This window comes from Paraburkholderia solisilvae, assembly GCF_902859875.1.
Lineage (GTDB): Bacteria > Pseudomonadota > Gammaproteobacteria > Burkholderiales > Burkholderiaceae > Paraburkholderia > Paraburkholderia solisilvae.
In genome coordinates this window covers 82,805-98,020 of record NZ_CADIKF010000009.1, presented here as the reverse complement: position 1 = coordinate 98,020, position 15,216 = coordinate 82,805, and the positions used below count along the sequence as shown (strand labels likewise).

Below are 15,216 nucleotides of genomic sequence, written 5' to 3'. Positions count from 1 at the left end.
TTGTCCAACTCGTCTTCGGAACGCCGACGGCCGAAGCAGGCCAGGGCGTCATTCGCACTCGACAGCATTCTCGAAGCCGCCGCGCGCACACTCGAAGTACATGGCAAATCAGGCCTCACCACCCAACGTGTCGCCGACACCGCGGGCTTCAGCATCGGCGCGCTATACCAGTACTTTCCGAACAAGGAAGGTTTGATCGAGGCGCTCGCGTTACGGGAGCTGGAGCGGCTCACTGAACTGATGACGAATGCGCTCGCGGATCCCGCGCCGTCCGGCATGGGTATCAACACGCGCCGGATGATCCGCGCGGTCGCCGCATTTATCGCCGACCGGCCGCGCCTCTACGGCATCCTCCGTGCGCAATGGAGCGATGCCGCGCCCGACTCGCCAATCGGCGAGGGCATGCAGCGCTATTTCAAGCTGATCTCTGACACGCTGCATCATGAAAGCCCTGAACTTGGCCGGCGGATTGCCGCTCATGAAGCGCGCTTCGTGCTGTTCCGCGCGATTTCCGGCGTGCTGCTCGCAACCGCGCTCGAGCGGCCCGAGTATCTCGGCACGCGTACGTTTGAAGACGAAATGGTGCGGCTCATTCTTGGTTTCGTCAGCCACGATCTGCCTGCCGGCGCGATTGCGGACAGCTGATGTCGTGAGGGTCGGCAACGGTTATGCGATGTGTGCACGACTCACATCCGCCGCTTGCGTAGAACGACAAGTTATGAGGATTCCTCGCATACCGTGCGAGCCGCTTGCCGGATCTTTTGTGCCGATGTCATATTGTCGGTCCGAGGGCAGCCAGGTGTTTCTGCCTGTTCATTCCGCTTCATATAACAAAGCTTGTCGGACGCCCTAGCGATCGAATAGCTGTCAAAAACGCTTGGCCGTCACGGGGAAGGCCATGAATCACTATCAGCTGGAAACGGATATCCAGCACCTCGAACAGGTGCTTACCCATATCTCCGCGAATGATCGAATTCCGCTTTCATACTGGCGCAAGCGTGTGGATAGCGTAACCTCCGCCGCGTCCGTGCCATCGCAACGCAGCCGCGTCCAGAAGCTTAACGAGGCATTGCTCGCGCTCGAAGCACGCGCGCGAAGCTGACGCCGCACGCTTCACGCGATGAAGCGCAGCCGCGCTGCTCGCGCGGCATCTCCGCTGTGCGCGCTGTCGATGCGCGATCGCAGCGGGCCGACGCACAGCGCAACTATTTCAATTGCATTCGCAACCCTTGCAATGGCTGCGGCGCGACGCGCCGGATCGTGCGCGCGCGCCGGTGCGTCAGCGTCGCACGACGCCCATCAGCAGCGTCACGAGGAAGATCACGATAAAGATGAAGAACAGCACCTTCGCGATCTCGGCCGCGCCGGCCGCTATGCCGCCAAAGCCGAACACGGCCGCGATGATGGCGATCACAAAGAAGATGGCAGCGTATCGAAGCATGGCGTTCTCCGGTCGAGCGTAGTTCGAATGAGTGAATGAAAGGGGTGGCGGCAACCGTCGCCTCGGTTCGCGCGGGACGCTGCCGCCTCCTGCGAAGCAACTGCTGTGCCCATCGACGCGGCTGAATGCAATCGCGATTCTTCTGATTTTCCTGGTGGAAATATTACCGGTAAGAAAGTCGCTATGCGCGGCTAAATCTTTTTATGCAAATCAGGTTTAACGTTTGCGCGTCTTTATCGATAAGGGCTAAAGAGAATTGGCATGTTTCATTTCAGCACTTCGGGGTGCTTTATTTTCGTGAAAGGTCTTTTCTTTACGCCGGAACGCGCTAAAATTCGCGCCGATTCAAGGAATAGCGCTTCGTGAAGTCCGTTCGTTGCTGGTGTGCGGTTCGATGCGAAAATGCATGCATCGCAAAGAAAAAACCGGTGCGGTGGAATCTGATTCAGGAAGTCGCATAAACCGTCGATAAGCAGGTAATTCGATGGACCGGTTAAAAGCAATAAGCGAACGGATAGCCATCATGGCAACGGAGATTCAGGGAGGGGGGGCGACGCCTCGATCGTCGGGCGGGCGCTGGGTTTCTTCGGTATCGCGGCTGCGGCGCGCGGCGCTGTCGGCCGGGTCGATGCTCGCGCGCGCCGTGGTCGCCGCAGGCGCGATCTCGTGCGTGCCTGCGCAGGCTCACGCCGCGGATGCGCACGAGGCTGCTGCGGCTGCGCGACAGACGCAGGCCAACATCGCATTCTTCGACGGCGCCCATCCTCCGGTCGACCTGTTACAGGCGTTCGACGCGGTCGTGATGGACCCAGCGAACGCTTTCGATCCGGCCGCCCATCCGCTCGCGCATACAGTCTGGATGGCGCGCGCACCCGCCGCGAACGGCGACGCGGCATCGTTCGTCGCGCAGCAGATCGAGCCGCTGTGGCAGCGCGGCTATCGCGGCTTCCTGCTCGACACGCCCGCGGCGATCGCCGCGATCGATGCGATTCGCGCGGCTCATCCCGACGCGCGCCTGATCGCCGGCGGCGACGACGCATTGCAGGCCGCGCTGCCGCACGCGACGGCGCTGTACGCGGTGCTCGGGCCGTCGCTCGTGCGCGGGGCGGCGCCCGGCGGCACGCGCACACTCGATGTCACGCCGGCCGAGCGCGCCGCACGCAGCGACGCCGCCCATGCGTTCACGCAGCGCACCGGCGTGCCCGTGGTGTCGATTGAACTGTGCCCAGGTGACGATCGCGCATGCGCGCGCGCCACTGCGGCGCAGGTCGTCGCGAGCGGCGTCACGCCGTATGTGACGAACGCCGCGCATAACGTGGTCGGCATCGGCGCGATCGAGGTCATGCCGCGCCGCATCCTGATCGTGCAGGACCGCGCCCCCGATCTGCCGCTCGACGAAACGCCCGGTGTGCGCGCCGCCGCGACGCCGCTCAACTATCTCGGCTACGACGTCCAGTACGCGGACATGAACGATCCGCTGCCCGACGACGTGACGCCGGATCGCTACGCGGGTGTCGTCGTATGGATCGAAGGCGATGAGCCGCGAGACACCGCCGCATGGCGCCGCTGGGTCGATGCGCGGATCGCCGCGCACGTGCCGGTCGCGTTCATCGGCCAGTTCGGTTTCGACGCGGCCGAGGACGAAGGTCCGGCGCTCGATCTGCAGCCGGTCGCGGGGCCGTTTACCGACGCGGTCAGCGTCGTGTCGCGCGACCCGATGATCGGCTTCGAGACCGAACCCCGGCTCGGGCCGCGCGATCTGACCGGCGTGCGCGTGGGGGCGGCGAGCCAGTCGCTGTTGCGCGTGAAGTCGGGGGAGGCCACGCTCGATCCGGTCGCGATCACGCCGTGGGGCGGCTATGCAATGAGCCCGTACACGGTCGTCTCGCTGAACGGCATCGGCCAGGAGCGCTGGGCGATCCAGCCGATCCGATTTTTCGCAGCCGCGCTGCGCCTGCAGCCGATGCCGTTGCCGAGCGTGACGACCGAGAACGGCCGGCGTCTTTTCATGACGCATGTCGACGGCGACGGCTTCGCGTCGCGCGCCGAGTTTCCCGGCGCCGATTATTCCGGCGAAGCGCTGTACGAGCAGATTTTCACGCGCTACAAGGTGCCGATGACGCTCTCGGTGATCGAGGGCGAGGTCGGTCCGCAAGGCCTGTATCCGAAGATCTCGCCGCGCCTCGAAGAGATCGCGCGCAAGATGTTCGCGCTGCCCTACGTCGCGATCGGTACGCATACGTACTCGCATCCGTTCGAATGGGAGAACGTCGACGCACAGACCGGCGAGCGCATCGACCGCGGCGGCGGCGACACCGCGTTTTCGCTGAATATCCCGAACTACAAATTCAATATTGACCGGGAGATTACCGGCTCGATCGACTACATCAATTCGCGTCTTGCGCCGCCGGGAAAGAAGACCGTCGTGCTGCAATGGCCCGGCAACTGCGAGCCGCCGGCGATCGTCGTGCGCAAGGTGTACGCGGCCGGTGTGGCCAACATCAACGGCGGCGACACGGTGATTACGAAGAGCGCGAACAGCTGGACGAACATTGCGCCGATCGGCGTCTCGAAAGGGCCGGGCGCGTACCAGGTGTATGCGCCGAACCAGGACGAGAACGTCTATACGAACGACTGGCTCGGGCCGTTCTACGGCTTCACGCGCGTGCTCGAGACGTTCGACATGACCGACCGGCCGCTGCGTTTCAAGCCGGTCGACATCTACTACCACATGTATAGCGGCACCAAGGTCGCGTCGCTGCGCGCGCTCGACCAGATCTTTGCCGCGGTGCTCAAGCAGCCGGTGCTGCCGGTGCAGATTACCGACTACACCAGCAAGGTGCTCGACTGGCGCAGCTTCGCGGTGGCGCGCGCAGTGCGCGGCGCGAGCGCGCCTGCCGATGCGGCGACAAGCTCCGCAAGCGCTGCAGGTGCGGTAAGTGGAGCATCGGCATCGACCGCGGCGGCCGTCACGTGGATCGTGCGCGGCAACGGCGAGGTGCGCGAGCTGCGCTGGCCGGGCGCGAATGCGCCGGATCTGCGCGCGTCACACGGCGTGACCGGCTATGCGGCCGGGCCGGACGGCACCTATATCCATATCGCGGACGGCGCCGCGCGCGTGACGTTCGATGCGACAGCCGGCACCGCCGCGGCGACATCGAATGCAGGCGTGCCGTATATCGCGCAGGCGAACGGCTTCGTGCGCCGCTTTACGCGCACCGGGAATCGCCTGTCGTTCGAATTCGGCGGCTACTATCAGCCTTTTGTCGAGCTCGCGAATGCGCAGCGTTGCAGCGTCAGCGTAGCCGGCCGTCCGGTCGCCGCGCGGCGCGACGGCGACCGGCTGCGCTTCGATACCGCACCGGCAGCGGGTTTGCCGATCGACTATCAACCGGTCGAGGTGGCCTGTGGCGGCTGATCGAACGGCTCACGCGGCATCCGGAACCGGCGCGAAGCGGCCGCGCATCGTCTCGACGTGGCTCGTGCTGATGCTGGCCGCGGTGGTGCTCGCGACGATGTACGCGGTGTCGCCGCGCGGCGGGATGCGCGAGCGTATCGCCTCGGTCGGCGCGCCGAGCGATCTCTCTGTCGCGTATCTCGAAGCATGGTCGCGCGTGCAGCCGGACAACGAGGAATTTCTGTCGCTGCTCGGCGCGCAATACGTGTATCTCGGTCGCGCCGACGATGCGGAACGCGTCGCCGCGCGCATGGATGCGCTGCATACGAAGGACATGCGGCGTGCCGCGACAATGCTGCGCCTCGCGGTCGCCGAACAGCGCACCTTCGCCCTGACCGAGGACGATCCGCGCCGTGCCGCGTCGCTCGCCGACCTGCGCGAGCAATTGAGCGCGGCGGCACGCGACGACTGGGCGCCGCACGATCTCGAATGGCTCGCGCAACGCGCGGCGGCAGCGGGCTTGCCGCGGCTCGCGATGGACCTTTACACGCAGTTGTCGGCGCACGATCCGAAAGGGCGCGACGAGTGGGACACGCAGATTACGCGCTACGCGCTGCAGGTCGGCGACTATCGCGCGGCGGCAAACGCATGGTTCCGCCGGCAGGCCGACGCGCAGACGCGCGACGAGCAGCGCCGCTGTTTCATCACGGGCATTCGCACGCTGCAGTCGGGCAATCTGCTCGACGATGCGCTGGCCGCGGCGGACGCGCATCTCGGCGCGCTCGCCGACGACCCGGCCACGCTGATCGTGCTGCTCAATCTTGCGCGCGCGGCGGACCGGCCGGATATCGTCGATCGCTATGCGAAGATGCTGGCGCGCTATGCCGATGCGCAACCGGCTGATCCGCACGTCGCGCACGCGCGGGCGAATGCGAAAGCGGGCATCGATATCGCCGCCGTCTATGCGAAGTACGCGCGCTCCGCGTCGCATGCGCCATTTGCGTATCGGGACGGCCCTGTGGCGTGGTCCGCGGCGGCTTTATCGTCTGGCCACCGCGGGGGCGTGCGTCTGATGCGTGTCGCGGCGGCCGTGCCGGCACAACTGACGGCAAAACCCGCGGCGCCAGCGTCGCCGCAACCCGCGGCACCCGTGTCGCCGCAACCCGCGGCGGAACCGTCGACGCAACTGGCGGCACAACCAACCGCGCAACCAGCCGCACAACCCGCGGCGCCGGCATCCGAAGCCAACCCGAATGTCGCGGATGTCGTCTTCAACGCGTTCGTCGAATCCGGCGATCTCGCAAGCGCGGAGAAAATTGCCGCGCAGCAGGTGCAGCGCGACCCGCGCTCCGTGCTGTGGGTCAAGCGGCTGGCGCAGACCGCCGAGTGGAATCGTGATGCGCCGCGCGCGCTGAAATCGTGGCTTGACTATGCGCAACTGTCGGATGACCCGGTCGGCTGGCAAAACGTGCTGCGCATCGCGCCGATGCTCGACGACGACGAAGCGTATCTGACCGCGCTCGTGCATCAGGCGCGTGCGACGCCGAACGACCTCAAGCTGATCGACAACGTCACCGCAACATACGAGCGTCTTGGGCGGCCCGAGGAAGGTCTCGCGTTTCTGCGTTCCTTGCCGCGCGGCGCGAACGCGGACGCGCTCGACCAGCGCATCGGCGGGCTCGCGGAACGCGCCGGCCACGACGATCAGGCGCTGGCCGCCTATCGCGCGGTGCAGGCGCGTCATCCGAACGATGCGAATGCGGCGCTGCGCACCGCGAGCGTGCTGTACCGCGCGGGCGACTATCGCGCGTCGTTCGCCGCACTGAAGCGCGCGCGCGCCGGCGCAAGCGACGCGGACCAGGATTTCTGGCGCGACTACGCGGAACTCGCGCGGCTGCTGCAGCTCGACGACGACGCGAACGATGCATACCGGCATCTGCTGGCCAGCGGCGCCGCGACGCCCGAAGAGCTCGGCGAAATGACGTACTTCTACGATCCGTATCCGATCGACGCCGGCCGCGTGGCCGAATTGCGTTACCGGCGCGACCACACGCCGCGTGCGTTGCAGGATGCGATCTTCTACTACACCGACGCGCAGGCATACGACCGCGTCGCGACGTTGCTGGCGAGCCTCACGCCCGACGAGCAGCGCGCGGCTGAAGCCTCGCCGGGCGTGCTCGCGGTGCGGGCCGAGTACGCGCGCCTGACCGATCGGCCGCTCGACGCGCTGGCGGACCTCGCGCGCGCGGTCGAGCTGCCCGATGCGACCTCGGACATGCGTGCGGCGTACCTGTGGACACTGGTCGACTACGGCAGCGACGCGGATCTCAAGCGCGTGCTGAATCGCTGGCGCGGCAGCGCGGATCGCAGCGCCTCGCTGTGGGAACCCTATGCGGCCGCCGAGATGCGCCTGAACCGGCCGGTCGCGGCGCTCGAATATTTGCGGCGCCAGGCCGGCTCGCTGTCGCGCGACCCGCTGTGGTTGCTCACCTATGCCGATGCGCAGGAAATGGCGGGCCACGCGGATCTCGCCTGGTCGATCCGTCACAAGGTCTGGTTGCAGTTACAACAGGACGCCCAATCGCTTGCCAAACTGCATGGCGCGGCGCGGGGCGCACTGCGCGGACGCAACGCGCAGGATGCCGAAACGCTGGCGGATTTGCGCGGACGGCGCGTCGCGTTGTCTGCCGACTACACGACGGCCGACGAATCGGCGGCGCTGCTCAACGATTTGCTGTCGACGCAGGCGGCGCCGGCCGATGTTGCGTATATGCGCCGCACGTTGCTCGGCAGCGCGAAGGGCGTGCCGGGCGAGGCGCCCGCGAGCGGCGCGCAATTGCCGCAAAACAGCCGGCTGCACGACGCCGTGGCGAAGGAAGTCGCGATTGCGTGGGCGGTGTCGCGCGAAAGCAATCCGCTTGCGAAGCGTTGGCTCGCGCAGCAATATGCGGCGCGTCTCGCGCGTCCCGCGGACGCGCAACTGACGATCGCGCTTGCCGACAACGATCTTCCTCAACTCGAGCGCCTGCTCGCGCAGGAACGCTCGCGGCTGCCGATCGCCGACCGGATCGACGCGACGATCGCCGTCGATCAGCCGGACCGCGCGCAGCAGATCGCATTCGAAGGTCTCGAAGGCGCGCCCGAAGACACCGCGCTGCATACGCGCGTCACCGAAACGGCGCTGGACTGGCCGCAGTCGATCGACGCGACGGTGACGAGCCACGTCGAGCACCCGCTCGATTACATCGAGCAGACGCTTGCGGCGAGCCGCAAGATTGCGGAACGCTACCTGGTCGGCGTGATCGGCGTGCAGAACTTCCAGCATTCGGCCGATATCACGCAACTCGTCAACGTGCCGTCGGTGGACCGGTCGCTGAGCGTCTATGCGCGCCGGCAGACACGCGATACCGCGTTTCAGATTACCGGCGGCCGGCGCGATGCGCTCGACAGCTTCTATACGTTCGCGCTCGCGGCGGAAACCGGCCGCAATTCGCCGCTGACGCTCGGCATCCGGGCGGGCCACAATCAGCTGGCCGACGAAACGCAGACGCTGCAGGTCGGCGGCATGAAGGACAACGTGATCGGCGACTTCACGTACCGCGTGACCGAGCGCATCACGGTGACGGGTAGTGTCGAAGCGGATCGCTTCTACAGCCAGGCGCGCAACTATATCGGCAGCGGTGTGCTGTCGAACGGTGAAATCAGCTATCGCTTTCACACCGAATATCCGGACTACACGGTGCGCGTGGTCGGCACGCATGGCGGCTATGGCGCAAGCGGCGGCGCGGATCCGCTGATCTCGCGGCTGATTCCCGCGGCCGATCAACCCGCGGTCGCAGGGGATTTCCTGCCGGACACGTACACGCAATACGGGCTGTACTTCGGCTTCGGCAACGATCTGCTCGAACAGTACACACATCGCTGGCGGCCGTTTCTCGACGTCGGCATCGTGCATGACTCGAATCAGGGATGGGGGCCGGACTTCAACGTCGGCGTGGCGGGCACCGTGTTCGGCGGCGACCATCTGGCGCTGTTCTTCCAGCATCAGCGCGTGTCGCGTCTGGGCACGCCCGTGACGCTGATGGGGGCGAGGTACAACTGGTACTACTGATGGATCAGGGTGGGGCGGCAGGCCGCGGGTTCATGTCGATGCGGGCAGCCGGAGGCGATGACGCACAGGGCGGCAACAGGCCGGGCGACAGGACGAAAACGTGATGAAAAGGAGTGGTTCGATGAACACCGAAGTCAAACAGATGCGTGCGACTCAAACACGCTCGCAAGGGCGGACCGAAGGACCGGCGCAACCGCGCATGCGTGCGCTTCAGTGGCTCGCCGCCGCGGCGGCAACCGTATCGCTGCTTGCCGCTTGCGGGTCGATCCGGCAAAGCACGGCGGCGCCGACGCTGTCGGCCGCCGATCCGGTCGCGGTCGTGTCGCTCGCGAACTTTACCGAGACGCCGGCGGCCGGCAGCAGTGCGACCGCGATCGCCGCGAACGTGCTGCGTGAAAACGGCCTGACCGATGTGCGCATCGCACCGGCCGACGCGTCGTCGAACGCGATGTTCGACACCGCGCAGCGCGAGATCGGCGAGAAGAAGCTCGCGTGGGCGCGCGAGCAGCACGTGAAATATGTGCTGACCGGCGCGGTCGAGGAGTGGCGCTACAAGGCGGGCGTCGACGGCGAACCGGTTGCGGGCGTCACGTTCGAGCTGATCGACGTGGCGTCCGGCCAGGTGGTCTGGAGCGCGACCGGTTCGCGCAACGGCTGGAGCCGTTCGAGCCTCGCAAATGTCGCGTCGTCGCTGATCGGCAAGCTGCTCGCGCCGCTGCGCACCGGCGCATGATGCGGCGCGAGCCGTCATCGCGAATCCGACAAGCCATCAGGAGCCGGCCGTGAATACCGCCACTTCCCAACCGGACACCGGCGCGAGCGCCGTCAAGCCGCGGCACGCGCATCCGTTCGGCAATCTGAATGCCGTGCGGCGCTTTATCGCGCCTGCCGTGACGCGGCCGTTTTCGATCGTCGAGACGATCGTATTCATGCTGGTCGTCTGCGTGCTGTGCTGGCGTTTCGATCCGTCCGACCCGCTGCTGCTGAACACCGGCTTTCCGTGGCTGTGGTTCGCGACACTGGTGGTCGCATTGCGCTATGGCACGCTGCTGGGTCTGTTCGCCAGCGGGATTCTGGTTGGCGCATGGCTGCTCTTCACGCACGGCAGCGCGGCATGGCCGACGACGTTTTTCACCGGCGGCCTGCTGCAGACCATCATCGCCGGCCATTTCGGCGATATCTGGGGCAGCCGCGCGCAGCGCGCGAACGCGCTGAACGATTACCTGAACGACCGCCTCGTCGCGATCACGAACAGCCATTATCTGATGCGCCTGTCGCACGAGCGGCTCGAGAAAGATCTGCTGTCGAAACCGACCACGCTGCGCGACTCGATTACCGAATTGCGCCGGCTGTCGGTCGCGCATGGTCTCGAGACGCCGCGCACGCGCGCCGCGAGCGAGATGCCCGGCACCGCGGAGCTGCTCGAATTCGTTGCGCAGGCGTGCCAGATCGAAGTCGCCGCGCTGTATCCGGTGCGCGGCGGCAAGCCGGGCATGACGGCGCTCGCGCGTCTGGGCGATGCGTTCGAGCTCGATGCGCACGACGAACTCGTCGCGCGCGCGCTCGAGACGAAGAGCGTCGCGCATCTGCGCGGCGACGAGCGGCCGGTTGCGCACACGTCGCTGCTCGTCTGCGCGCCGCTGGTTGCCGCGGACGGCGACGTGCTCGCGCTGCTCGCGATCCGGCGCATGCCGTTCCTGTCGCTGAACTTCGACAATCTGCAATTGCTGCTCGTGCTGCTCGGCTACTACGCGGACGGCGTCGAGCATTCGCGGCAGGTGCAGGAGATCCTGCAGACCGTGCCCGATTGCCCCTACGATTTCGCGCTCGACACGAGCCGGCTCACACGGCTCGCGCGTTCGGCGGGCATTGCATCGTCGCTGGTCGCGCTGGTGTTCCCGCATGACGATGCCGGCGACTCGTTCTTCGAGCATGTGATGCGCAGGCGCCGTTCGCTGGATCTGCTGTGGCCGATCAGGACCGAAGGCCGCTCGGTGCTGATCAACCTGATGCCCGCGACCGACGAAACCGGCGTGGACGGTTATCTCGCGCGTATCGAAGCAAGCCTGCGCGTGCAGTTCAATGTCGATCTCGAAGGCGCGCGCATTGGCGTGCACACGCTGCATCTGGGCAGCGGCGCACCGGGCACGGCATTGCGAGGGCTGCTCACGCGCAGCGGCATCGATGGATAAGCCGTCTGCTTCCACGAGTCTCGTGCGGCGCACGGCGTTGAGCGTCGTTGCACTGCTCGCGCTCGCCGTGCTCGCGCTCGCGCAGGGCGCCGCCATCTGGCAGCTCGCGCCTGGTGCGACCGCGTTGGCGCCGTTATTGCCCGCAGTGCTGCTCGATGCGGTGTGCGGCGCGCTGCAGGCCGTGCTGTTCCGGCTGCTGCTGCCGCCGCGTTATCGCGAGCCGCGCGGTTTCACGCTGCTGTTTCTCTGGCTGGTCTGCACCTTCGTGCCGGTGGCCGGCGGACTCGTATTGCTCGCGAGCTGTGTATGGGCCGCGTGTTTTCCGAAGCGGCGCGGCGATGACGATCTGCAACAGGTGCCCGCGCCCGAATTCGTCACGTACCTGATGTCGCGCGTGTCGCACGGCGGCGGCGCACGGCTGCAGGCGCGCCTCGTCAATACGCAGGTGAATGCGTCCGACCGGCTGTCCGCGCTGGTCGCAATCCAGAGCATGCCGACCCGTACCACCGGCACGCTATTGCGCGACTTGCTCGCCGACCCGATCGAGGATGTGCGGCTGATCGCCTACGGCACGCTGGATCAGGCGGAAAACGATGTGATGCAAAAGATTTTCCAGACCGCGCAGACGCTCGAACTCGCGCAGAACGACAGCGAGCGTCACGCGATCAACCGGCAACTGGCCGAGCTCTACTTCGAACTCGTCTATCAGAACCTCGTGCAGGGCGCCGTCTATACGCACACGCTCGAGCAGGCGGATCGCTATGCGCGCGCGGCGCTCGAAATCGACGATAGCGACGCGGCGTTGTGGCTGATCCGTGGACGGCTGGCGCTAGCGCACGGCGAAGCGAGCGAGGCTGCCGCTCATATAACGCGTGCGCAGGCGTTGGGCTTTCCGCGCGAGCGGCTTGTGCCCTGGCTTGCCGAAGCCGCCTTCCTGCAACGCGACTACGCTCGCGTGTCCGAATTGCTCGCTTCCCTCGGTCATGCGTCGTCCTTGCCGATGCTCAAACCTGTCGTGCGCTACTGGTCAACATGAACTCGTCACTATTGCGGCGCGCCGCCGATGCCGATGTGTGCCTGCTGCTCGAAGGCACGTTCCCGTACGTACGCGGCGGCGTGTCGGCGTGGGTCGACCAGATGATCAAGTCGTACCCGGACACGCGTTTTGCCATCGCCTTTATCGGCAGCCGCGAAGAGGACTATCACGGCGCCGCCTATGCGCTGCCCGATAACGTCGTGCATTTCGAAGCGCACTACCTGTATGAAGCGATGGCGGCCGATACGAAGACCGCCCGCGAAATTCCCGGCGACGCACAGGCATTCGCGAAATCGGCCGAGCTGCACGATGCGTGGCGCAACCGGCACGGTGCGAACCCGGCTGCGCTGATGGCGGACATGGTGCATCTGATCGGCGACGATGGTCCGCTCAACGAGGCGCAGTTCGTGTCGAGCCGTGCGGCGTGGGACTTTATCGTCGATCAGTACCATCGGCATTGCACGGACCCGTCGTTCACCGACTATTTCTGGACTGTGCGGATCATGCACAAACCGCTCTGGCAGATTGCGCGGATCGCCGCGCAATTGCCGCCGGCGCGCGTGTATCACACTGTCTCGACCGGTTACGCGGGCTTTCTGGGCGCGCTGCTGCACTATCGGACCGGGCGGCCGCTGCTCGTGTCCGAGCATGGCATCTATACGAAGGAACGCAAGATCGATCTGCTGCAAAGCCAGTGGATCCGCGATAACCGCGGTGCGTTCGAGCGCGATATCTCGAAGATCAGCTATTTCCGTGAACTGTGGGTGCGCTTCTTCGAAGCGCTCGGCAAACTCGCGTACGACGCGGCCGACGATATCGTCGCGCTGTATGAAATGAACCGGCAGCGGCAGATCGCCGATGGCGCGCAAGCCGCGCGCACGCGCAACATCCCGAATGGCGTGGACGTCGACGGGCTTGCACCGCTGGTCGAAAAACGCGCCGCGGCTCAGGCCGAACGGGCAGGGCGCGGCAAGGTGGTTGCGCTGATCGGGCGCGTCGTGCCGATCAAGGACATCAAGACGTTTATCCGCGCGATTTTTATCGCATCGCGCACCATGCCGGATATCGAAGGCTGGATCGTCGGGCCCGAGGAAGAGGATCCGGCTTACGCGCGGGAATGCCGCGCGCTTGCGCAAAGTCTCGGCCTCGCGCAGCACGTGAAGTTTCTCGGTTTCCAGCGCATCGATGCGATCCTGCCGCAAGTCGACGCGCTGGCGCTGACGTCGATCAGCGAGGCGCTGCCGCTTGTCGTGCTCGAAGGCTTTGCTGCAGGCGTACCGTCGATCACCACCGACGTTGGCTCATGCCGGCAACTGATTGAAGGCTACGGTGACGAAGACCGCGCACTCGGTGTCGCGGGCCTCGTCGTGCCGATCGCGAACCCGGCGGCGTTCGCGCAGGCGGTGCTCGAGCTGCTGGGCGACCCGCCACGCTGGCGCGCCGCGCAGGCAGCGGGTCTGGCGCGCGTGCGCCGGTTTTATACGAAGGCGCAGATGATCGATCAATACCGGACGCTCTACGAGCGCCTCGCGGCCGCGCCGAGCCGTGCCGCACGCAGTGGTGCGGGTGATGCGGCAGGCGGCGGATGTCCGGTGCATGGGCACACGGCGGGCGCGCAAAGCGCGGCGGTGTCGACGCCTTCGCAGGCGCAGGAGAATCCCTGATGGCAGGCATTGGCTTTGAATTACGCAAGATTCTGAGGCGCGATACGCTGACGGGCGTTGTGCGTGCGTACGCTTATGCGGGGCTGATCAGCTCCGGTCCACTGATCATGTCGATCTTCGGCATTCTGGTGATCGGCCTGATGAGCCTCGCGTTCACCATCCCCAAGTACGCGATTGTGCAGTTCCAGGTGTCGGTCACCTATCTGATTGCGTGCAGCCTGATTCTGACCGGGCCGCTGCAACTGTCGTTTACGCGCTTTATTTCGGACCGTCTGTTTGAAAAGCGCGATGACCTCGTGCTGTCGAATTACAACGGCGTCGTGCTGATTTCGACGGCGGCATCCGGATGCGTCGGCCTCATCGCGGTATGGCTCGGTTTTGGTGGCGAGCCGCTGCTCTACCGGCTGCTGATGATCGCCGGCTTCGTGGTGATCAGCAATATCTGGATCGCGGTGATCTTCCTGTCGAGTGTCAAACAGTATCGGCAGATTCTCGCGGTATTTTTCGTCGGCTATGGCTGCACGGTCGCCTTCGCGCTGCTGCTGAACCGGCATGGCATCGCCGGGCTGCTGGGCGGCTTCGTGGCGGGGCACGTGATATTGCTCGCCGGGCTGTCCGGGCTGATTTACCGGAACTACCGCAGCGAGCGCTTCATTTCGTTCGAAGTGCTGCAAAAGCGCTTCGCGTATCCGAGCCTCGCGCTCGCCGGCGTGCTGTTCAATCTCGGTGTGTGGCTCGACAAGTTCATGTTCTGGTATGCGCCCGCTACCGGGTCGACGGTGATCGGGCCGCTGCATGCGTCGGTGATCTATGACATTCCGGTGTTTATCGCGTACGTATGCGTGATGCCCGGCATGGCGACTTTCCTCGTGCGTATCGAAGCGGACTTCGTCGAATACTATGACGCGTTTTACGACGCGGTGCGTACCGGCGCCACGCTGCGGCATATCAACGATATGCGCGACATGATGGTCGTGAGCATCCGCGCGGGGCTCTACGAAATCGTCAAGATTCAGGCGGTCGTGCTGCTGCTTATCCTCGCGTTCGGCCGCTGGGTGCTCGATGCGCTGCATATCTCGACGCTGTATATGCCGCTATTGATCCTCGACGTGATCGCCGCAAGCCTGCAGGTGTTGCTGCTCGGCCTGCTGAACGTGTTTTTCTATCTCGATGCGCGGCGTTCCGTGCTGAAACTATGCGTCGCGTTTGTCGCGCTGAACGGTGTGCTCACCGGCATCACGTTGCGGCTCTCGCCCGATACGTACGGCTACGGTTTCGCGTTGACGCTGCTGATTCTGGTCGTGGTGGCGGTGCAGATGCTCGATCGCAAGCTTGGCCGCCTCGAATACGAGACGTACATGCTGCGCAACTGATC

At 65.5% G+C, this 15,216-nt stretch carries 10 protein-coding genes; 9 read left to right on the top strand and 1 reads right to left on the bottom strand.

The annotated features are described in order from the left end of the window. The gene (locus HV675_RS08040) at positions 1–645 is read left to right on the top strand and encodes a TetR/AcrR family transcriptional regulator (RefSeq protein ID WP_175110352.1); all 645 of its coding nucleotides are present in this window, start codon (positions 1–3) and stop codon (positions 643–645) included. A gap of 253 nt (positions 646–898) precedes the next feature. Next, positions 899–1,102, top strand: a complete 204-nt coding sequence (locus HV675_RS08035; RefSeq protein WP_175110351.1) for a hypothetical protein — start codon at positions 899–901, stop codon at positions 1,100–1,102. 177 nt (positions 1,103–1,279) lie between these two features. On the opposite strand, the gene HV675_RS08030 is transcribed toward HV675_RS08035, so the two are convergent. After that, positions 1,280–1,441: a DUF1328 domain-containing protein gene (locus HV675_RS08030; RefSeq protein WP_133649474.1), complete on the bottom strand. Its 162-nt coding sequence runs from the start codon at positions 1,439–1,441 to the stop codon at positions 1,280–1,282. A gap of 523 nt (positions 1,442–1,964) precedes the next feature. Here HV675_RS08030 and HV675_RS08025 point away from each other — a divergent pair. From HV675_RS08025 to pelG, 7 genes are all read left to right on the top strand, one after another. After that, the gene (locus HV675_RS08025; protein ID WP_175110350.1) at positions 1,965–4,859 is read left to right on the top strand and encodes a bifunctional glycoside hydrolase/polysaccharide deacetylase family protein; all 2,895 of its coding nucleotides are present in this window, start codon (positions 1,965–1,967) and stop codon (positions 4,857–4,859) included. Positions 4,860–4,929: 70 nt separating this feature from the next. Further along, positions 4,930–8,949 (top strand): tetratricopeptide repeat protein, encoded by a 4,020-nt coding sequence (locus tag HV675_RS08020; protein WP_175110404.1) that lies wholly within the window; start codon positions 4,930–4,932, stop codon positions 8,947–8,949. A 199-nt stretch (positions 8,950–9,148) separates the two neighbouring features. Beyond that, on the top strand, positions 9,149–9,682 hold the full coding sequence (locus HV675_RS08015) for a penicillin-binding protein activator LpoB (RefSeq protein ID WP_175110403.1): 534 nt from the start codon (positions 9,149–9,151) through the stop codon (positions 9,680–9,682). 49 nt (positions 9,683–9,731) lie between these two features. Next, a complete protein-coding gene (locus HV675_RS08010; RefSeq protein ID WP_175110349.1) occupies positions 9,732–11,141 on the top strand; it encodes a PelD GGDEF domain-containing protein in 1,410 nt (469 codons plus the stop codon). Continuing rightward, on the top strand, positions 11,134–12,177 hold the full coding sequence (locus HV675_RS08005; RefSeq protein WP_175110348.1) for a tetratricopeptide repeat protein: 1,044 nt from the start codon (positions 11,134–11,136) through the stop codon (positions 12,175–12,177). The genes HV675_RS08010 and HV675_RS08005 overlap by 8 nt, the downstream gene beginning before the upstream one ends. Next, positions 12,174–13,841 (top strand): GT4 family glycosyltransferase PelF, encoded by a 1,668-nt coding sequence (pelF, locus tag HV675_RS08000; protein WP_175110347.1) that lies wholly within the window; start codon positions 12,174–12,176, stop codon positions 13,839–13,841. Before HV675_RS08005 ends, pelF begins: the two co-directional genes overlap by 4 nt. Continuing rightward, entirely contained in the window at positions 13,841–15,214 is a 1,374-nt protein-coding gene (gene pelG, locus HV675_RS07995) for an exopolysaccharide Pel transporter PelG (protein ID WP_175110346.1), read from the top strand. Before pelF ends, pelG begins: the two co-directional genes overlap by 1 nt. Positions 15,215–15,216 lie beyond the last annotated feature (2 nt).